Source organism: Bacillus sp. R86525, assembly GCF_042466195.1.
GTDB classification, from domain to species: domain Bacteria; phylum Bacillota; class Bacilli; order Bacillales; family Bacillaceae_G; genus Bacillus_A; species Bacillus_A nitratireducens.
Map to the genome: position 1 here is coordinate 4972916 of NZ_JAXHPX010000007.1, position 21121 is coordinate 4994036.

Below are 21121 nucleotides of genomic sequence, written 5' to 3' on the forward strand. Positions count from 1 at the left end.
CCCCCTATATAAAAAAGCCTCTTAACAGTAATTATACCAAAAACTGTTAAAAGGCTTTTTCTATTTTTTCATATACGGAGCTAATACTCTCAGAATTTCTTCCTTATCCTTCTTTAACTCAAATGATGTTAACATATCCATCGTTCTCGGCCTAGGTAATTTCACTTGTACCTCACCAACTATTGATGCTGGTCTTTGAGATAATATAAATATGCGGTCCGAAAGCAAGATTGCCTCATCTAAGTCATGTGTGACCATAACGATTGTTTGCTTCTCTTGGTGCCAAGAGTTTAAAAGCCAGCTATGTACTTCCATTTTTGTAAAGGCATCTAATTTTCCAAAAGGCTCATCAAGTAGCATAATTGGCTTTTCACATAAATATGTGCGCAGAAAACTAATTCTTTGACGCATACCACCAGACAATTCATCTGGATAATGGTCTGCATATTCATCTAGTTCAAACTGCTTTAATGCTTCCATTCCCTCTGTCAGCCTTTGTTTTTTAGGTTTCCCTTCGATTTCCAATGGAAGAACTATATTTTGCAAAGCTGATCGCCACGGCAGTAATAAATCCTGTTGCGGCATATAACTTACAACATCTTGCTCTTGCATTTGCTTATCGTTATACGTTACATTCCCATTTGTTGGATTTTCAACATTTGCAATCATATTTAATAATGTACTTTTTCCGCAACCACTTGGGCCTACAAAAGAAACGAACTCTCCCTCTCGTATAGAAGCACTAATATTTGCTAATACATTCTTTCCATCGAAAGATTTCACAATATTTTCTATTTGTAATCCGCTCATTTTTCGCTTGGAAGGAACTCATTTGTAAAGGCATCTTTTACATCAATTTTCTTCTTAATTACTTTGTTATCATATAAGAAATTCATGTAATTCGTCCAAACATCTTCCTTCTGTACTCCCCATGCTTTTGCATCATCTTGATACTTCGTGCTTAACCACTTTTGACTTTCTTGTACTAAGTCTTTATTTACATCTGGAACAGCTTTAATTAAAATATCAGCAGCTTCTTTCGGCTCTTTAATTGCAAAATTATACCCTTCTGTCGTTGCACTCATAAACTTTTTCACAAAGTCTTTATCTTGCTTCGTATGTTTTTCACTCGTAATAATAACAGGACTATAGAAATCAAGCGCTGGGTCTAAGTCTTTCACCATAATCGTATTTAACTCTTTTCCTTGGCGCTTCGCTTCAATTCCATCCCATCCGTAATAAATCCATTCAAAGTCTGCATCACGGCCGATTGATTTAAAGAAATCGGTTTGTCCTAAGATGATTTTTTCAACTTTATTAAAATCAGCTTGATGTTTCTCCATAATTGTCTTCAACGTTGCTTCTTCTGCTGGTCCTCCCCAGCCTCCGTAACGTTTACCTTCAAAATCTTTCGGTGAAGTCATGTTATCTTTCTTAAGCGATGCAAATGCTGAAGTGTTATGCTGAATAATCGCTCCGACAGATACAACAGGAATACCTTCTACACGAGCCAATGTTACATTTTCTTGTGCGCTTATTGCGAAGTCAGCTTTTCCTGAAGCTATCATTTGCTCCGCTGTCACATTATCACCAGGCTGAATAATCTCTACATCTAAGCCTTGCTTTTTATAATAATCTTTCGCTTGCGCTACATATAAGCCAGTATGATTCGTATTTGGAAACCAATCTAATACTACTTTTACTTTTTGATTTTTACTTGCACTATCTTCTTTCTTCGCCGGATTACATCCAGCCACACCTACTGCTAATAAGGCAGCCAACATAACTTTTAAACCTTTTTTCATTTTCTGCCGTCCTTTCTATATATCCATGGTGCTGTTATTCTTGCCATAAACTCCACGATAAAATACAGGCATAATGTCACCATAACAATAATTGCTGCCACACCAAATACTCGGGCTGTTAAAAAGGATTTTGTAGCTCTCGTAAGCATAACTCCTAATCCTTCACTGGCACCGAGCCATTCCCCAATAATCGCTCCCATTACGCTATATGTAACTGCAATTTTTAACCCTGAGAAAAAGTATGGAAGCACTGCTGGAAACTTTACTTTCTGGTAAACTTGCCATTTCGTTGCCTTCATCGTTTGCAACAACTTCAACATATTTTTATCTACCGTTTGAAAACCTTCTAAAATGCTAAGCGCAATCGGGAAGAAACAAACGAGTATGACTACCATTACTTTCGGTAGCATTCCATATCCAAACCAAATAATAAATAACGGTGCAAGTACAACGATTGGAATCGTTTGCGAAATAACAAGCAACGGATTTATTAAAATACGAAATAAAGGGATAACATCCATAATAATTGCAATACTTGTCCCAATTAAAATCGCAAAAAACAATCCGATTAGAACCTCTTGTAACGTTTGCATCGTATTCGGTAATAGTAAATCTTTCATTCCAATTAATTCTTGAACAATGGCAGAAGGCTTCGGTAAAATCCACGGTTCAATTTTAAATAATGAAACAGATCCTTCCCATATCGCAATGAGAAGGATAAGCCAAATAGTTGTAATTATTTTAGATTGCTTCTGGTTTTGCATATTCATCACGGTACTTCCAAACCTTTTCATCTATCGTTACACCAGTGCTTGGACGATAATGGATTTTAATAGAAGTAATCACTTCCTCTGCTCCAGCATCCACACAAGCTTGTTGCGCACGTTTAATGACATCAAGAAGTACATCTAATTCTCCTTCCAGCGTTGTTTCCATTGCCCCTACTTCATAACGAACTCCCGATTGTTGTACAACCTCAATTGCTTTATCAACAACAGAATACACATCTTTGTTCTTCGCTTGTGGTACTACTGAAAATGAAATTGTAACTTGTTGTGACATAGTAAAATCCCCCTTATGAAATTAAATTTAAAAACAAGAAAAGGCTTTCCTACTACGTAGGAAAGCCTTGTATGCAAGTTATTATAGAATAACATATGCTACATCACTTTAAGTAACTCCCTACGCTGGCATTATCCAGATCAGGTTGAGGGTCGATGTTTGGTTACATCCTCTCAGCCAATTGGCTCCCCGGTCCTTAATTCGTTTTCATTGTAGCATGATTTATTTTATTGAACAAACAAAAGCGCGTATAATCATTTCATTTAACTTTTGAATTCTCCTATTAACTCTTGTAACTCCTGCGAAAGCCAGCTTAAAGAACTAGCTAATTCCGCAATATCTTGTACAGACATTTCCTGCTCTTTCATACTTTCTTCAACATTACTACTACTATTCGCATACGTATTTGCAATAAATGATAGTTCATCTACAATCCGCACAATATTTTGGCTATTTTGCAATATATCACTTGAATTGTCAGAAACAACTCTAACCTGATTTGTAACAGATTGTGCTGATTTTGAAATTCCACCAATGAAAGCACCACTACTTTCAACAAGTTTCATACCCGATTCTACTTCTTTTAAAGCATTTTTCATTGAAACAACAGCTTCTTCCGTACCAGCTCGCGTTTCCCCTATTAATTTTGCTATATCTTTTGCTGATGCTTCCGTCTGCTCTGCTAATTTACGCACTTCATCAGCAACAACAGCAAATCCCCGTCCTGTTTCCTCAGCACGTGAAGCTTCAATAGAAGAATTTAAAACTAGCGAATTCGTTTGATTTGAAATACCGGTAATTACTGTTACAATATCACTAATTTCATTTGATCTTGTTTCCAAAGAATAAATAATAGAAGATAAATCTTGTACTGCATTTTGTATTATGTTCATTTGATTAATCGTCTGTTCAATAATACCATTTCCTTTTACTGAATGATGCTTTGTACCTTCAGACTCTTTCGCCATTTGTTTTGCAGCATTCGTTATCTCTTCCATCCTATCTTCCATTTCATATATAATATCTAAATACTTTGGTACTGCAGTTTCTTGTAATTGAACGCCAGCCCTTAACTCCACTATAGAACTTACGATTCCTTGGACTGCCATGCTATTCTCTTTCGTACTCACTGACAATTCTTGTGAAGATGAGGAAACCTGTTCGGCTGTCTGCTTCACTTTATCTATAATTCCTTTAAACTTCTCGATGGTATTATTAAAATACGCATTAATAATACCAATATCATCTGGTCTTTCCTCTAATTTAATACTTAAGTCACCTTCACCGACTTTGCGCAATCCTTCACGTAAATCCCGCAATGGAGCAAGTGCGTTACGTACGATTAGGAATTGAATAACCGTTGCAATTAAAACAGAAATACAAATAAACATTAAACCTTGTATAATGAACTTTTCTTTTGTCATAGGAACAATAGAGGCATCTACATCGGCTGCAACAATTGCCACAATATTATCTTCTCCATCTTTAATTGGCTCTAATATCGTTACCCATGATCCTAATGCGTCTTCATATACTTCTGTCATGTTTGCTTTTTTCGTGCTCATTACCTTATCATATGCTTTCATCCAAAGATCTGGTTGTTTATAATAGTCTCCCGGTTCTACTTCAACAACATTTGCTAACCCTGTAGCCAAAGCGACAACTTGTAACTCACCTTTTTCATTTTCTTTTGCTCCAACAATGTACGTTTGTCCAACACTGTTCAATTCTTCCGTTGATTCATCTAACTTCTCTATTAGCTTCTCTCTCTTTTCTCTTTCTGTCGTTGGGTCTTTTGCAACATCTCTCAATATTTCTGCGTCTAATTTATGTAATACCGTATCTCCTGTTTCAAAAGAATGCCTTTCAAATATAGACATCATACTATTTTGAAACATGTTAAAACTTAACGCTCCCATAGTACCAACAAGCGTCAAAATAACTAATACAGTTAACAATACATTCTTTTGAAGAAACGATAACTTATGCCAATATTTTTTCATTAACTTCACCTTCCCTAATATCCCCAGCAAAAAAAAACAAAATATAAGAATATTTTGTTTGAAAATGGTTCTCAATATGAATAAATATAAAAAAAGACCAATGTAATAAGCATTGGCCAAGACCAACCCTATCCGTCCGGTAACTGGCTAGCTTAGCCCTTCGACCTTAGCCCCTGTAGTTTTGCGTCCTCATGTTTCCATAAGTTTGCCTTTCTCGCTGAACGAGTTGAACGATATGGGAGTTCTATGAGAATTTAAATATTCTCTTCCAAATATTACAACATAAAAATTAAAATGTCCACCCATTTAAAGATGTAAATATAAAGTTTTAATGTATTATTTTTTCGAAATAATTTAACAAAGTTCGTGAATGTTACATTTCTTGTGTTATATAATAAAAAACGTATACAACACAAGAATTATTCCGGATATTCATTTAATTTTCATTCAAATTAAACTATTCGAATATATCTTAACTTACGAATTTCGGAGGTAGTTTATCATGTTTTGGCTACAATTTCTTACGTTACTACTCTGCATTTTTATTGGCGCACGCTTAGGCGGAGTTGGTCTAGGAGTAATGGGTGGCGTTGGTATGGCAATACTTGTTTTCGTCTTCCACTTACAACCTACAGCTCCTCCTATTGATGTAATGCTTATGATTTTAGCAGTAATTACAGCTGCCGGTGCTTTGCAAGCTGCTGGAGGAATGGATTATCTTGTCCATCTCGCTGAGAAGGCATTACGAAAAAACCCAAAGCGCATTACATTCTTTGCTCCTATTGTTACTTATTTATTCACACTATGCGCCGGAACAGGTCATGTCGCTTATTCTGTACTTCCTGTTATCGCCGAAGTATCTCGTGAATCAGGAATTAGACCTGAACGACCTATGTCAATTGCCGTTATCGCTTCACAGCAAGCAATTACAGCTAGTCCAATATCGGCTGCAACAGTTGCACTTTTAGCAATGTTAGCCGACTATAAAATCACCTTGTTAGACATTTTAAAAGTCAGTATTCCTTCTACTTTCATCGCTTGTATGGTAGCTGCATTCGTTGCTAGTAAAATGGGAAAAGAATTAAATGAAGATCCTGAATACTTGAAGCGATTAAAAGAGGGAATGATCCCTAAACTTGAAGAGAAAAAAGAATTTGTGGGTGCAAAAGGCGCTAAATTATCAGTTATCCTTTTCCTAGTTGGAACTTTCCTTGTCGTACTTCTTGGTTCATTTGAAGCTCTTCGTCCGGGATGGATGGTTGACGGGAAGTTAGCTCGTCTTTCCATGCCAAACACAATTGAAATGGTTATGTTAACTATTGCAGCTCTTATTATTATTTTCTGTAAACCAAATGTAGAAAGCATTGTGTCCGGTAACGTCTTTAAAGCAGGGGCAACGGCAGTTGTTGCTATTTTCGGTATCGCTTGGATGGGAGATACTTTCTTTAACGGAAACTTAAATATGATTCAAGGATCAATTCAGCACTTGGTGACTAGTGCACCATGGCTATTTGCTATCGCATTATTCATTCTATCTATTTTACTATACAGCCAAGCAGCAACTGTACGTGCTTTAATGCCTCTTGGATTATCACTCGGTATTCCACCAGCACTACTGATTGCGATGTTCCCTGCAGTAAATGGATATTTCTTCATTCCAAACTATGGAACAATCGTTGCTGCAATTAACTTTGACCGTACTGGTACAACAGGAATTGGTAAGTATGTTTTAAATCATAGCTTTATGATTCCTGGCCTAATCGCAACCTTTACTTCTATCGGAATTGGAATGCTCTTAATTTCGATTATGTTTTAAAGAAAAAGCACAAACCTTTATTTAAAAAGGTTTGTGCTTTTTTAATCAAACGTTTGTTTAAATACTTTTAACCGCCCATTCTTCCATTATGTTCTTTAATATTTGTGTAAAGTCCTCTGGGAAAAGATGACCTAATCCTTCTCTCACAATTAATTTACAGTTCACATTATATTTCTCGAACATAGACATTACTTGAAGTGTGTTTTCATAAAATTGATCTTTATCTCCCGTGACAATATATCCTTTCACATTCGTTATGTCATTCGATATAACGATACTTTCAATTGCCTCTACATCTCGAATAGCAGGTATAACCGCAATAAACTTTTGAGTCGCTAACATATTCTTTAACGCTAACTCTATTGCTATATTTCCCCCTTGAGAAGCTCCCGCGATGATGATATCTTCCAAGTTATATTTATTTGTAAAATCATTAAAACTTTTCATAACATCTTTTATAGCTATCTCATGATTATCCCAGCTGTAAGAATTCATTCCATATATTTGTGAGGATTGAGAAAAACCTAACATATACTCACGTAGTATTTCTTCTTCACACCAATATGGTGCAAAATCATTTACGTTTGATCCTCTCCAATGTAAAGAAAATATACCTGCCTGCGCTTTTTCATTTCCATAAGTAAATAATTTTGACTGACTCATCATCTGATGCTCCTTCAAAATCTCTTCGCACTTTTTGACTATCGGCTTAAAATCTATTTTATCCTGTAATCCTTTTAAATCTTCATCATGCATGAGTGTATATGGGTTCCACCAAATTCCCCTTTGTATGGCTTCATTAAGTATAGCAATTGCCTCTTTATGCTTACCTTCCACTGAATATGCACAAGCTTGCCAAAAACTCGTTTTATCCATTCTTTCAGGAAACTCCCTTTTCGTTTCATCTATGCATCTATAAATGGCATCAAATTCCCCTTTTTCAAATAAACGAAACAACTCATTTTGCAACTCTACAAATCTATTCCGTTTCAAACAATTTCCTCCCTATTTCTAATTTTCAATACCAAAAACAAACAAAAAGCTATGTAGCGTTTTAATACTACATAGCTTTTTTCTACAAACTCTTACTTACTTCCTCTACTAGCTTCTTCGTACTCTCATACGCAGATTCCGCTAAACTAATCGCAGAAATAACAGAGACACCATCCGCACCTGCTTCTATAACGGAAGAAGTATTTTCAATCGTAATCCCACCGATACCAACAATCGGTGTCATAATTCCTTGTTCTCTAAAGTGGGCTAAACCTTTCGTTCCTTGCACTGCTTTCGTATCTTTTTTCGTACTCGTTGGGAAAATAGGGCCAACACCTAAATAATCAGCTCCGTTTTCAATTGCCCAGCGTGCTTCTTCAATTGTATGGGTAGATACACCAACAATTTTATCTCCCATTTTTTCACGAACAGAAGTAATTCCTTCATCATCTTGTCCAACATGAACACCATCTGCATCTAACTCGAGGGCTAGTTCTACATCATCATTTACGATGAATGATACACCGTACTCCTTGCAAAGTGCTTGTATTTCTTTCGCGAAACAAATACGTTTCTCTCCGGTTAAAGCCCCTTCTCCCTTTTCACGAAATTGAAAAATTGTTATACCACCTTCTAGCGCATCTCTCAATACTTGTAATGGTTCCTTCGTACAATTGTTACTTCCCATAATAAAATATACTGGTAATAACCTAGACATTTCATCCATTGTAATACGCGGCATCTAGTTCCCCTCCTTACTATATAAGCTCAATCTTCCCATACTTCTTAATATCATCTGAAGTTGTATTCGCTAACTGATTTAAAAATTCAATTTGGAAACTTCCTGGTCCATTCTTTACTGTTTTCGAAGCCGCTATTTCTGCTGCTACTCCATAGAATATTAATGCAGCCACTGCTGCCTTTACATAATCCTTTTCTACCGCTACAAATGCTCCTATTACAGAAGTTAGTAAACAGCCTGTTCCAGTCACTTTCGTTAAAATAGGATGGCCATTTCGAATAAGAATAGTTCGCTCTCCGTCTGTAACAACGTCTTCTTCTCCAGTAATTACCGCAACTGTATTTAATTCATCCGCTGCCTGTTTTGCAATATTTACAACATTACCATTTCCAGTACCAGCGTCTACACCTTTAATTTCCCATTTTTCATTAATAACATTAGCAATTTCAGCTGCATTTCCGCGGATAACTGCTAAATCGATTTCAGCTGGAATATGTCTCGCAACTTCTGTTCGATACGATGTTGCTCCTGCACCAACTGGATCAAACAATACTGGTACATTATTCACATTTGCTGATTTACCCGCAAGTAACATCGCTTCTACTTCTTCAGGACGAAGTGTCCCCATATTTAATACTAACGCTCCAGCAATGCTAGCCATTTCTGCTACTTCTTCTTTTGCATACGCCATTACAGGCGATGCCCCTAATGCTAATAAACCGTTTGCTGTAAAATTTGTTACAACAACATTTGTAATATTATGAACGAGCGGATTAGACTCTCTTACCAAATCCACTACTTTACTAATTTCTTTCATATTCATCCTTTTCATCTCCTAACTATAGTGATGGGAGATACACAAAAAGGCACTTTGCGCGTACGCAAAGTGCCTGAACATGTGCTTTTACACTCTCCCTACGCTGGCATTATCCAACAGGTTCAAATGGTCAATGACGGTCTAGTAGTCATACTCTCAGTTTGCATCCACAAACTCCCATGTGTTTATTATTCATCTACTTCAAAGTCTACTCTTATTCTAGTAAAATAACAAGTTCTTTCCTTTTATAGAATGATAGAGATCATAACTCTCCTGGTTCAACCATTCTTCGCCTTTATATAAGTAAAACTCTCACACATATATTTCATCACAAATAACTCAAACCGCCAGCAAGACTGAATAGAACAAAGATGTATGCTATATTTAACGTATGGAAATTTGAAAGGATGTTTTTAAATATGGCAAAAAGTATTGTAATTGCTGAAAAACCTTCTGTTGCACGTGATATCGCACGTGTACTGAAATGTGATAAAAAAGGGAACGGCTATCTTGAAGGTAGTAAATATATTGTTACTTGGGCTTTAGGTCATCTCGTTACATTAGCTGATCCAGAAAGCTATGATGTGAAATATAAACAGTGGAATTTAGAAGATTTACCAATGCTACCGGAGCGTTTAAAACTAACCGTTATTAAACAAACAGGGAAACAGTTTAACGCTGTAAAAAGTCAGCTTCTTAGAAAAGATGTAAATGAAATCATTATAGCTACTGACGCCGGTCGTGAGGGAGAATTGGTCGCACGCTGGATTATCGATAAAGTTAAAATGCAGAAACCGATTAAACGTCTATGGATTTCATCTGTTACCGATAAAGCAATTAAAGATGGCTTCGCAAATTTAAAACCAGGAAAAGCATATGACAATCTATACGCTTCAGCTGTCGCACGTTCAGAGGCTGACTGGTATATCGGACTTAATGCGACTCGAGCATTAACTACTCGCTTTAATGCCCAACTAAATTGTGGTCGTGTTCAAACACCTACTGTAGCCATGATTGCAAGCCGTGAAGATGAAATTAAACATTTCAAAGCTCAAACTTACTATGGTATCGAAGCTCAAACAGCTGAGAGATTAAAACTAACTTGGCAAAATACAAAAGGAAATAGTCGCAGCTTCAATAAAGAAAAACTCGATGCACTTGTGAACAAAATCAGTAAGCAAAATGCTACTGTTGTAGACATTGATAAAAAGCAAAAGAAATCGTTCGCTCCTGGTCTTTACGATTTAACTGAGCTACAACGTGATGCGAATAAAATATTTGGCTATTCTGCGAAAGAAACATTAAACATTATGCAAAAATTATATGAACAGCATAAAGTTTTAACGTACCCTCGTACAGATTCACGCTATATTTCATCTGATATTGTCGGCACACTTCCAGAGCGTCTGAAGGCGTGCGGAGTTGGAGAATACCGTCCTTTAGCGCATAAAGTATTGCAGAAACCTGTAAAATCTAATAAATCATTTGTTGATGATAGCAAAGTAAGCGATCATCACGCGATTATTCCAACAGAGAGCTATGTAAACTTCTCAGCTTTCACAGATAAAGAACGTAAAATTTATAACTTAGTTGTAAAACGTTTCTTAGCTGTTTTATTCCCGGCCTTTGAATATGAACAACTAACATTGCGCACGAAAATTGGTGACGAAACGTTCATCGCACGTGGAAAAACGATTTTACATGCTGGTTGGAAAGAGGTTTATGAAAATCGATTTGAAGATGATGATGCAATCGATGATGTAAAAGAACAAATCTTACCTCGCATCGAAAAAGGCGATACATTAAACATAAAACTAATTGTCCAAACATCAGGTCAAACAAAAGCACCTGCACGCTTTAATGAAGCAACTTTACTTTCAGCGATGGAAAACCCAACAAAATACATGGATACGCAAAACAAACAACTTGCTGACACGTTAAAGTCAACTGGTGGATTAGGTACTGTAGCTACACGAGCTGATATTATCGACAAGTTATTCAATTCGTTCTTACTTGAAAAACGTGGTAAAGATATTCATATTACTTCAAAAGGCCGTCAGTTACTTGATTTAGTGCCAGAAGAACTGAAATCTCCTACACTAACTGGTGAATGGGAGCAAAAGTTAGAAGCTATCGCTAAAGGAAAATTAAAGAAAGAAGTATTCATTTCAGAAATGAAGAACTATACGAAAGAAATTGTTGCTGAAATTAAATCGAGTGATAAGAAATATAAACACGACAACATTTCAACCAAGTCTTGTCCAGACTGTGGTAAACCAATGTTAGAAGTAAACGGCAAAAAAGGTAAAATGCTTGTATGCCAAGATCGCGAATGTGGTCACCGTAAAAATGTATCCCGCACTACAAACGCACGCTGTCCTCAGTGTAAAAAGAAACTAGAACTTCGTGGTGAAGGAGCAGGCCAAATTTTCGCATGTAAATGTGGCTATCGCGAGAAATTATCCACATTCCAAGAGAGACGTAAAAAAGAATCCGGCAGCAAAGCTGATAAACGCGACGTTCAAAAATATATGAAACAACAGAACAAAGAGGAAGAACCATTAAACAATCCATTCGCAGAAGCATTAAAGAAATTAAAATTTGATTAAATAAAAAGGTTCCTACCACTATCGGTAGGAACCTTTTATTTTTAATGAATAATTTTACTTCCTTTTGCGTTCTCAACAAACTTTTCACTCGATTTGTTAATTGGTGTTTTCAGTAATAACGCAGCAATAATCATAACTACTACGAAAACACTTAACACAAGTAAATCTCTTATTACTATATCCCAAAGCATTCCACCTACTGTTTCACGAATTGCACTAATTGCATATGTGAATGGTAAGAACGGATAAATCGCTTGGAAGAATGGTGGCGTCATTTGAATTGGGAACGTACCACCCGATCCTGCTACTTGTAGTACAAGTAAAATAATCGCCATCGATTTCCCAACGTTTCCGAAAATAGAAACGAGTGAGTACACGATACAAACAAATACTCCCCCAATAAATAAACTAAATAACACGAACCAGAATTTATCGACTACGTACGTACCGAGTAAGAATATATCCCCCATCGATACGATAAACGCTTGTGAAAGACCTATCGTTAAGAATGTTAATAAACGTCCGAAGTAAACTTCATGGCTCTTATAATTCGCGCCCTCTTCGTGCACTTCTACCGTTAATAATGAAACCATTAATAATGCGCCTACCCATAATGCAAGCACTGTATAGAATGGTGACATTGCTGAACCGTAGTTCGGCATTGCAAATAATTTATTCTCTTTTAAATTTACTGGATTCGCGAAGTAATCACTTTGCTTTTCAACATCATTCTTTAATAAGCGTATGATGTCTTTTATATCCTCTTCTGATTCAAAATCACGAATTTTATTTGCTAATTCTTTAATCTTTTTCTCAGTCTCCGGCATTTCAGCTTTAATGTCTGCTAATTTCTTTCTACCGTCTACTAAGCCTTTTGATGAATCCTCTAGTAATTTTTTAACATCTGGAAGCTTTTTGTCTGCATCATTTAAAATTTGAGTTGTATTTTTAGACATCTCTTTTGTACGAGCAATTGCTGTGTTGAAACCTGGTACAATTTCTGCATCATACGTCGATAATACATCTGCTAATTGAGCTGATCCGCCTTTCGCAGCATTGTTAATACTTTCAATTACATCTTTTGTCGGTTTCTGGCCATTGTTAAGAAGTGTAATACCCTTATTCGTTGCCTCTACACCTTTTTGTAAACTACTTTTCGCTTTATTTAACTTTGTAATTCCATTATTAAGGTTTTTATCACTATTTACATCTGCTAAAACCTTATTTGTGCTTTCTAGAACTGGAATCATATCATCAATTAAACCGATTCCAGATTGGAATTGACCATTCAAACTTTTTAAGGCTTCCTTCGAACCTTCTAAACCGTTAACGCCTCTATTTTGCACATCCTCTAGTGCTTTTTGGAAACTAGATTTAGTACTTTCAAAACCATTTTTCGCTTTATCGTAATCTGCTTTCGCATTATCATATAATTCATTTGCATCAACTTTAGCTTGATCTACTGTGCTAACTGCTTTTTTATAATCTGCTACAAATGTTTCATTGTAATCTTTTTCAGCTTGATCAATTAACGCATTTGCTGCATCTAATTTTTGATTAGCTACATCTGTTACATCTTTCTTTACTTCTTGTCCTGTACCAATAACATTTACAATATCTTTAATACCGTTATTCGCATTTTCCATACCGTCTTTAAGCTTCGTTAAGCGATCCACTCGTCCTTGGAAAAAGCTTTTACCAAAATCAGTCGTTACTGATTTTTGAAGTTCGGTAAATACATTAATAAGATACGAAATACCTTCTGTACGAGATTGCAATTGATCTGATACCGCATTTAAATCTTTCTTTGCTTGTTCCGGATCAAATTTTCCATTTTGCAATCCATTTACAACACTTTTCCCATAAGCCGTTCCTGCACGGGATGAACTTAAAACATTATTTACTGTTTGATTAATATTTTGCGCTATACTCTTGTAACCATCATTGTTCAACTTAGAAAGATCCGGTCTCGCCGGGAATTCAGGTAATCCATTCATTCCAGACAAATCAGGGATATTTAAATCTACACCCGGATTCATTAAAAAGTCAGTAAATGCAGCTGCACTATCCATAACACCTTGGACTACTACTAAATCATTTCTTATCGTCCCTGGAGCATTTTTCAATGTTTGATCTTGATTCGCAAAGAACTTATCTAAGTTTGCCAATGCTTCCTGCCCATCATTTATTACACTCTCTACAACAGGTAGATCTTTTTGTGCTACTTTCACGATATCTTCCGCTCGAGTTGCATCATCTAATGCCTTATCCATAAGTGTATTCATTTCTGGGAATTGTGCTTCTAACTTAAAGACAAGATCCTTGACCTTCTCAATACTCGGTAAGTTAGTTTCTAAATCGATTCCAAGGTCATTGAAGATTTTAAAAATCTCACCGTTTGCTGTTTTAACAAAGTTTTTACTAACCTCTTCTGTAAGACCCGATGCACCTTTAGCTGTAATCTTCGGTGCAATGGCATTCACCTTTTCATTTACATAGTAATCAATTTCCGGTTTCTGTGGATTTTCATTCAAGACCGTTGCAATCTTTTCAGAAAAATCTTTTGGAATAGTAATACTTGCGGAATAATCTCCACGCTCTACTCCATAAATTGCTTGCTTTTCATCAACGAACTTCCACCCGAAATTTTTGTCCTTCTTAAGTGAATCTACAATTTCTTCCCCGATGTTAATATCTTTCCCTCTTAAATTTGATCCAACATCTTGGTTAGAAACTGCAATCTGGATTCCTTTCGTATTTCCGTAAGGATCCCAAGAAGCTTTAATGTTAAACCATGCATATAACGATGGTAAAATCATTAATCCTAAAACAATAACAATTGCAGCCCAATGTTTGGCTACATTCCGTAAATCAGTCTTATAAATACGCCAAATTTGTTTCATAAAAGTTATCACCTAATTATATATTTTTCCTTCTTTAGAAAATGATACATACATTTTGCAATTATATCACTTTCTACATCGTGGATTAAACGAAAACATACTATTTTTCCCATTAAATATTTCACTTACTTCATTATATAACGAAGTGAAAAAAGTATGCATACAAAATGACCAAATTAGTTTTACATTCAATAATAACAAATATATAGGAAATGTCATAAAAAATACAAGTATTTTCTCTTGGAAATACTTGTATTCCTAAAAAAATCCTCACAGCTTTTTATAATCTGTGAGGATTTCTTCTATTATATGTCTAATTGCATCTCTACACCGAAATGATCTGAAATTACATTTCGGTTTGTGCCATTAAAAATAACTTTTGAAGAATGAACTGTTTTACTTTGGTTACACAATATTAAATCGATTCGCAAATTATGTTTATTTTCATCCCAACCAGCAATTTCACCTTGGACAGTTGTTCCTTCATCCTTCTCTATCGCTAGTTCATATGTGTCATATAAACCTTTTTGCATCATATACTCATAACCCTCTCCTTCCAAACGAGCATTGTTATTAAAATCACCCATTAAGAAGGAAAGTTCATTGCTATTTACACGCTCCATTAAACGATCAACTTGGTCTTTGAATGATTCTTCTTCATCATTCCACCAGCCAAGATGGCAAGAATAAAACGTTATATTCTTATCATTATAAGCAATTGTTGCACTTACAATTTTGCGTGTTTTCCAATACGTTGTATCCTTATTTTCTGAGATAAAGAACGTATCTTCCTTTACAATGTTGTGCTTTGTTATAATTGCTAATCCTTCCTCGTACACATCATATCCAATATGAGAGAAATCCCAAATAATATTGTATTCTTTTACATTTAACGCTCTTAACTCTTCTAGCAGTAAAAGTCCAAAATTATCTTTTTTCTTGTTACCGCATACATTTTCAGCTTGTATAGACTGACTTACTTCTTGCAATGCGATCACATCATAATCTTCTTCTTGAATTACTTTAGCAAGATACTTTATTTTTTCAATTTGATTCTCTTCTTGCCAAGAGTGACAATTTAAAGTTAGCAATTTCATATTATTACGCACCTAACATATCTTGAATGTCTGACTTTAATACGTCAGCTTTCGGGCCATATACTGCCTGTACACCCTTATCTTTTACGATAAGTCCTAAAGCACCATTTTGTTTCCATTGTGCTTCTGGTGCAACAACATCTAAATCTTTTACTGTTACACGTAAACGTGTCATACAAGCATCTACGTCAGCAATATTTTCTTTTCCACCTAATAAATCGATAACTTTTGTTGCTAATGAACCATCTTGTACATTTCCTGTTCCTTCTGATGCCTCATCTTCATTATCAATATAGTTACCCGCACGACCTGGTGTTGGTAAATTGAACTTTTTAATTAAGAAGTTGAATAATGTAAAGTTAAGACCGAAGAACACTAATGAAACGATAACGAAATTGATTAAATCTCTTGTTAAACCTGCGTTAACCATCATTGGTGTACGAGTAATTAACTCGATAAATCCGAACGCGTGAACACGTAAGTTAATTAAATCTGCTAATGCGAATGCAAGCCCTGTTGTAATTGCATATACAACATATAATACTGGAGCAATAAACATGAACATGAATTCGATTGGCTCTGTTACACCTGTTAAGAATACTGCTAATGCTGCTGATAAGAACATTGGTTTATATTTTGCACGTTTTTCTTTATCAACATTACGGAACATCGCAAACGCAATCCCCATTAACGCTGCTGTTGAGCCGATAACTTGTCCAGCTTTGAAACGAGCTGGTACAACGTTATTTAATAAATCGTTATATGCTTTCGTATCTCCATTTGCTAGTAAATTATTTAAGTCTGTAATCCATGCAAGCCATAATGGATCTTGTCCTGCTACAATTTGTCCAACTTTTGAGCCAGTTAACATCGTATATGTTCCGCCTAGCTCTGTGTAGTTCATCGGAATCGTTAACATATGATGTAATCCAAATGGTAATAATAAACGCTCTAACGTTCCATATACAAATGGTGCAACAACTGGCGCACTATCTTTAGATGCTGCAATCCAGCGACCGAATTCATTTAATCCACTTTGGATGAACGGCCATAAAAGTGATAATACAATTGCAGTGACTGTAGACCAAACAATTACAACGAATGGTACGAATCGTTTTCCATTAAAGAATGCTAATGCCTGTGGCAGTTTATTATAGTTATAATATTTGTTATATAGAGTAGCTCCTAAGAAACCTGTGATAATCCCTACGAAAACTCCCATGTTTAATGCTGGTGCACCAAGTACAGAAGTAAAGTAATCTTTTACAACTAAATCTCCAGCTAATACTGAAGAAACTGTCGCTTTTGAATCCGCTAACATTTCAGCGTTTACGCCAAATATAGCTCCTGTAATTCTGTTTGTTAAGACGAATGCTAACAGTGCTGCAAATGCACCACCTGCACGATCCTTCGCCCAAGATCCCCCAATTGCTACTGCAAATAAGATGTGTAGATTTGTAATAATTGCCCAACCGATATCTTCCATTACTCGAGCGATTGTATGAACTGCGTTAATATCCCCAGCAGACATCCCAATTAACTTACCGATAGAAATCATTAAACCAGCTGCTGGCATTACAGCTACAACAACTAATAATGCTTTCCCGAACTTTTGCCAAAAATCAAAAGACGTAATTTTCATCTGTTCTTCCTCCCCTTTATTTATAACAACATAATGATTTAAATTATAATTTCTGTTTCTTATTATGAAAACGATTCCTTATGTTACTTTATTTTTATCTTTACGCAACCGTTTTCATAAATCTATTTTAATAAAAGCGTTTTCACTTTGCAATAGAAATTTATTTTTTTTCATAAAAAAAGATGCTCAAGGAGCATCCTTTTTTATTATGAAATGCGATAAACCCTTGTTTCATAAGGTTTTAACGTGATTGAAGTTACTTGTTCATGTTCCGCAACTTCATAGTTATTTAAAAGCAAACGTTTGCGTTCTAGTGCAAATAAAGGCTCGTTATACACAGCTTCCTCTTTTGAGATATTACTAATTACAATGACTTTTTCATCCTGTAACGTACGTGTATACGCATAAATTTGTGGATCGTCCTCTAAAAGTAAATCGTACGTACCATAATTCAATACATCGTTCTCTTTTTTCAAGGCAATCATTTTCTTATAGAAATTGAAAATAGACTTTTCGTCATTTTTTTGCTTTTCAACATTAATTTTTTTGTAATTTGGATTCATGCCAAACCAAGGTGCACTTGTTGTGAAACCAGCATTCATCTCATCGTTCCACTGCATAGGTGTACGTGAATTATCACGGCAAGAAGCCCATATAATTTCCATCATATCTTGATGTGATACGCCTTCTGCAATTTTCTCTCGATATAAATTTTTAATTGCTACATCATCGTAATCTTCAATATTTGGTAACTGAACATTTGTCATACCAATTTCTTGTCCTTGATAAATAAACGGTGTACCGTGCATAAAGAAATACATCGCTCCTAGAGCTGTTGCACTTTCACGCCAATATTGTTTATCATCTCCCCACGTTGAAACGATACGTGGCTTATCGTGATTCTCGATGTATAAAGCGTTCCATCCTTTATTTTCTAATCCTTTTTGCCATTTCGTTAATACTTTTTTCAATCCTACAACATCAAGGTCTTTCTTCTTTTCTGCATCCCATAAGCTTAAATGTTCAAACTGGAATACCATATTGAATTTACCCTGTTCTTCTCCAACCCAAAGCTCAGCATCTTCAATCTTAACACCATTAGCTTCACCGACAGTCATAATATCGTACTTAGAAAATGTATTTTCTTTCAACTCTTCTAATAAAGGTTGAATACCGTCCACATTCATATGTTTATCAAAAGATGGTACATATTTTAATTCTTTTGGATTTGGCATATCCTTGAGGCCATCTTCTTTTTTAATATGGCTAATTGCATCAACACGGAAACCATCAATCCCTTTATCAAGCCACCAATTAACTGTATCGTATAACACTTCACGAACTTCTTTATTCTCCCAGTTTAAATCTGGTTGTTTACGTGAGAATAAATGTAAATAATATTGTTCTGTTACTTCATCATACTCCCATGCCGAACCATTAAAAATACTTTCCCAGTTGTTTGGTTCCGCACCATCTTTACCATCATGCCAAATGTACCAATCACGCTTCGGATTGTCTTTAGATGAACGAGATTCAATAAACCATGGATGTTCATCACTCGTATGATTAATAACTAAATCAATAATAAGCTTCATGTCACGCTTATGAACTTCATCTAGTAAAGCATCAAAATCTGCCATTGTACCAAACTCATCCATAATATCTTGATAATCACTAATATCATAACCATTATCATCATTAGGCGACTTATACATTGGACAAATCCAAATTACATCTATACCTAAATCTTTTAAATAATCCAGCTTTGCAATAATACCTTGTAAATCTCCAATACCATCACCATTTGAATCCATAAAGCTTCGTGGATAAATTTGATAAGCAACTGCTTCTTTCCACCATGTCTTATTCATACTAATTCTCTCCTTTTGCATCCCATCGGAATTTTATGCAAACGTTTTCGTAACACTATCATAACAAAATATGAATAGTTTGCAACTGTTTTCATTGAACTCTATGTAGATTCCTTATTCTTATGCCTTATCCCGCTATTTGCCGGGCAGTAAGAACCCCACCTTAAAATTCAGCGAAAGCAAAGAAGTTCGGTGGGGGTCGGGCTGCCCCTAAAAGCCCGATTGGTGAAGGCTAATAATCAGTGGGGGAGGCACAAAACCCCACTGATTAAAGTTTCACTTTATTTATTTCTCACAAAAGCAAATCTCATTCCTTACCTGCTCTTGTCCACGCACATCACATACGCTTTTCATATATTAATAAAAAGCACTGCTTATTTTAGAAAGGAGTGATAAAGTGAAACAAACAAAATTAACAGGTCGTATCGTTGTTCCCTCAGATCCTGACTATGACGTAGCCCGAATGAATTTAAATTTAAGTATTCCAAAACTCCCTTGTATTATTGTTTTTTGCCAAAATAAAAATGATGTCTGTAATGCCTTAAAATGGGCACGCGAACGTCATATACCATTTCGCTTAAGAAGCGGACGTCATAGCTATGAAAATTTTTCTCTTTTAAATAGAGGACTTATTATTGATGTGAGTGAAATGCATCGCATTACTGTTAATACAGATAAATTAACAGCAACAATTGAAGCTGGTGCAAATCTTGGCACTGTTTATAAAGACCTTTGGAATTATGGTGTTACAATACCGGCTGGTACAAGTGCAAGTGTTGGAATTGTTGGATTAACACTTGGCGGTGGTATCGGTATGCTTTCACGCTTATTTGGATTAACATGTGATCAATTAGTAGAAGTTGAAATGGTACAAGCGTGCGGTAAATTTGGCGCAAAAATCATTCGTGCAAACGAACAAGAAAACCCTAACTTGTTTTGGGCGTGCCGCGGTGGTGGTGGTGGAAACTTCGGAATTGTTACTTCTTTAACTTTTCGAGTACATCCTATAAAAAATGTATCAATCTTCTCAATTACATGGAAATGGGAAGATTTTATCGCTGCATTTCAAGCTTGGCAAAACTGGGCGCCTTATATAGACGAACGTCTCACTTCATCAATTGAATTATTCGCAAAGCAACGAAATAAAATTGAAGCACGAGGTGAGTTTGTCGGCTCTCCCTCTGAACTCCATTCCTTATTATCTCCTCTTCTTGAAACTGGTACCCCCTCTCTCTTTATAGATGAAGTTCCTTATATAAAGGCTGTTGAATTTTTTAACAGTGGTAACATCCCTGAAGACTTCAAGCGCTCTGGTTCCTACGTATATAAACCTATCCCTCTTAAAGGCATTCAAATCATGCAATATTTTCTTTCTCATGCACCAAATAAAGATGCGAGTATTTGGCACCAATCGCTCATAGGTGCTGTTGAAAATATTCCGCCTACTGAAACAGCTTATTTCCATCGTAAAGCAATTATTGCGCAAGAATACATTACCTCTTGGAAATGCGATGATGAAGAAAATCAAAATATACGCTGGGTTAAAGATTTACGAGAAAGCTTAGATCCTTATACACTAGGTGACTATGTCAATTGGCCCGATATCGACATTGAAAATTGGCAAACTAGTTATTATGGCCCTAACTTTCAAAGATTGCGTAAAGTGAAGACAGCATATGACCCTTGTAATGTTTTTCGTTTTCAACAAAGCATTCCACCCTTTCATACGTAAAAAAGGGGATAAAATAAAAAATCATCCAA

General features: G+C 35.7%; 15 protein-coding genes and 3 riboswitches. Of the genes, 3 read left to right on the forward strand and 12 right to left on the reverse strand.

The genetic code is table 11. The features are described from left to right. Positions 1-60: 60 nt before the first annotated feature. The 5 genes from SJY24_RS28275 to SJY24_RS28295 all read right to left on the reverse strand — a co-directional run bounded on the left by SJY24_RS28275 (position 61) and on the right by SJY24_RS28295 (position 4870). Positions 61-810, reverse strand: coding sequence for an ABC transporter ATP-binding protein (locus tag SJY24_RS28275; protein WP_098597612.1), 750 nt, complete (start codon positions 808-810; stop codon positions 61-63). After that, positions 807-1805 carry an ABC transporter substrate-binding protein gene (locus SJY24_RS28280; protein ID WP_377867018.1) on the reverse strand — a complete coding sequence of 333 codons (999 nt, stop codon included), beginning with the start codon at positions 1803-1805 and terminating at the stop codon, positions 807-809. Before SJY24_RS28280 ends, SJY24_RS28275 begins: the two co-directional genes overlap by 4 nt. Further along, complete coding sequence (locus SJY24_RS28285; RefSeq protein ID WP_001057159.1) at positions 1802-2575, reverse strand: ABC transporter permease; 774 nt, start codon at positions 2573-2575, stop codon at positions 1802-1804. Before SJY24_RS28285 ends, SJY24_RS28280 begins: the two co-directional genes overlap by 4 nt. Then, positions 2547-2867: an MTH1187 family thiamine-binding protein gene (locus tag SJY24_RS28290; protein ID WP_000082898.1), complete on the reverse strand. Its 321-nt coding sequence runs from the start codon at positions 2865-2867 to the stop codon at positions 2547-2549. The genes SJY24_RS28285 and SJY24_RS28290 overlap by 29 nt, the downstream gene beginning before the upstream one ends. A gap of 100 nt (positions 2868-2967) precedes the next feature. After that, positions 2968-3069: riboswitch (TPP riboswitch) on the reverse strand. A 61-nt stretch (positions 3070-3130) separates the two neighbouring features. Further along, positions 3131-4870 carry a methyl-accepting chemotaxis protein gene (locus tag SJY24_RS28295; RefSeq protein WP_377867019.1) on the reverse strand — a complete coding sequence of 580 codons (1740 nt, stop codon included), beginning with the start codon at positions 4868-4870 and terminating at the stop codon, positions 3131-3133. 135 nt (positions 4871-5005) lie between these two features. Continuing rightward, positions 5006-5090, reverse strand: a riboswitch (cyclic di-GMP riboswitch). 282 nt (positions 5091-5372) lie between these two features. Between SJY24_RS28295 and SJY24_RS28300 the strand changes: the two genes are divergently transcribed. Beyond that, positions 5373-6686: an anaerobic C4-dicarboxylate transporter family protein gene (locus SJY24_RS28300; protein ID WP_000498716.1), complete on the forward strand. Its 1314-nt coding sequence runs from the start codon at positions 5373-5375 to the stop codon at positions 6684-6686. 57 nt (positions 6687-6743) lie between these two features. Here the strand turns inward: SJY24_RS28300 and SJY24_RS28305 are convergent, their stop codons facing one another. The 3 genes from SJY24_RS28305 to thiM all read right to left on the reverse strand — a co-directional run bounded on the left by SJY24_RS28305 (position 6744) and on the right by thiM (position 9244). Then, positions 6744-7679, reverse strand: coding sequence for an alpha/beta hydrolase (locus SJY24_RS28305; RefSeq protein WP_377867020.1), 936 nt, complete (start codon positions 7677-7679; stop codon positions 6744-6746). 82 nt (positions 7680-7761) lie between these two features. Continuing rightward, complete coding sequence (gene thiE / locus SJY24_RS28310) at positions 7762-8421, reverse strand: thiamine phosphate synthase (RefSeq protein WP_377867021.1); 660 nt, start codon at positions 8419-8421, stop codon at positions 7762-7764. Positions 8422-8437: 16 nt separating this feature from the next. Beyond that, on the reverse strand, positions 8438-9244 hold the full coding sequence (thiM, locus tag SJY24_RS28315) for a hydroxyethylthiazole kinase (protein WP_377867022.1): 807 nt from the start codon (positions 9242-9244) through the stop codon (positions 8438-8440). Between the two features lie 72 nt (positions 9245-9316). Then, positions 9317-9429, reverse strand: a riboswitch (TPP riboswitch). Positions 9430-9657: 228 nt separating this feature from the next. Here thiM and topB point away from each other — a divergent pair. Beyond that, a complete protein-coding gene (topB, locus tag SJY24_RS28320) occupies positions 9658-11847 on the forward strand; it encodes a DNA topoisomerase III (protein ID WP_377867023.1) in 2190 nt (729 codons plus the stop codon). Positions 11848-11888: 41 nt separating this feature from the next. Here the strand turns inward: topB and SJY24_RS28325 are convergent, their stop codons facing one another. From SJY24_RS28325 to SJY24_RS28340, 4 genes are all read right to left on the reverse strand, one after another. Beyond that, on the reverse strand, positions 11889-14750 hold the full coding sequence (locus tag SJY24_RS28325) for a YhgE/Pip family protein (protein WP_377867024.1): 2862 nt from the start codon (positions 14748-14750) through the stop codon (positions 11889-11891). A gap of 305 nt (positions 14751-15055) precedes the next feature. Continuing rightward, a complete protein-coding gene (locus tag SJY24_RS28330; protein WP_044739883.1) occupies positions 15056-15847 on the reverse strand; it encodes an endonuclease/exonuclease/phosphatase family protein in 792 nt (263 codons plus the stop codon). Between the two features lie 4 nt (positions 15848-15851). Beyond that, the gene (locus SJY24_RS28335) at positions 15852-17489 is read right to left on the reverse strand and encodes a PTS transporter subunit IIBC (protein WP_000705548.1); all 1638 of its coding nucleotides are present in this window, start codon (positions 17487-17489) and stop codon (positions 15852-15854) included. 206 nt (positions 17490-17695) lie between these two features. After that, complete coding sequence (locus SJY24_RS28340; RefSeq protein ID WP_377867025.1) at positions 17696-19360, reverse strand: glycoside hydrolase family 13 protein; 1665 nt, start codon at positions 19358-19360, stop codon at positions 17696-17698. Between the two features lie 397 nt (positions 19361-19757). Between SJY24_RS28340 and SJY24_RS28345 the strand changes: the two genes are divergently transcribed. Next, on the forward strand, positions 19758-21092 hold the full coding sequence (locus tag SJY24_RS28345; RefSeq protein WP_377867026.1) for an FAD-binding oxidoreductase: 1335 nt from the start codon (positions 19758-19760) through the stop codon (positions 21090-21092). The last annotated feature ends 29 nt before the right edge of the window (positions 21093-21121 follow it).

Excerpts from the sequence above, each read along its gene's own strand:
- SJY24_RS28275 (WP_098597612.1), bottom strand. The coding sequence starts at position 810 with ATGAGCGGATTACAAATAGAAAATATTGTGAAATCTTTCGATGGAAAG.
- SJY24_RS28280 (WP_377867018.1), bottom strand. The coding sequence starts at position 1,805 with ATGAAAAAAGGTTTAAAAGTTATGTTGGCTGCCTTATTAGCAGTAGGT.
- SJY24_RS28285 (WP_001057159.1), bottom strand. The coding sequence starts at position 2,575 with ATGAATATGCAAAACCAGAAGCAATCTAAAATAATTACAACTATTTGG.
- SJY24_RS28290 (WP_000082898.1), bottom strand. The coding sequence starts at position 2,867 with ATGTCACAACAAGTTACAATTTCATTTTCAGTAGTACCACAAGCGAAG.
- SJY24_RS28295 (WP_377867019.1), bottom strand. The coding sequence starts at position 4,870 with ATGAAAAAATATTGGCATAAGTTATCGTTTCTTCAAAAGAATGTATTG.
- SJY24_RS28300 (WP_000498716.1), top strand. The coding sequence starts at position 5,373 with ATGTTTTGGCTACAATTTCTTACGTTACTACTCTGCATTTTTATTGGC.
- thiE (WP_377867021.1), bottom strand. The coding sequence starts at position 8,421 with ATGCCGCGTATTACAATGGATGAAATGTCTAGGTTATTACCAGTATAT.
- thiM (WP_377867022.1), bottom strand. The coding sequence starts at position 9,244 with ATGAATATGAAAGAAATTAGTAAAGTAGTGGATTTGGTAAGAGAGTCT.
- topB (WP_377867023.1), top strand. The coding sequence starts at position 9,658 with ATGGCAAAAAGTATTGTAATTGCTGAAAAACCTTCTGTTGCACGTGAT.
- SJY24_RS28325 (WP_377867024.1), bottom strand. The coding sequence starts at position 14,750 with ATGAAACAAATTTGGCGTATTTATAAGACTGATTTACGGAATGTAGCC.
- SJY24_RS28330 (WP_044739883.1), bottom strand. The coding sequence starts at position 15,847 with ATGAAATTGCTAACTTTAAATTGTCACTCTTGGCAAGAAGAGAATCAA.
- SJY24_RS28335 (WP_000705548.1), bottom strand. The coding sequence starts at position 17,489 with ATGAAAATTACGTCTTTTGATTTTTGGCAAAAGTTCGGGAAAGCATTA.
- SJY24_RS28340 (WP_377867025.1), bottom strand. The coding sequence starts at position 19,360 with ATGAATAAGACATGGTGGAAAGAAGCAGTTGCTTATCAAATTTATCCA.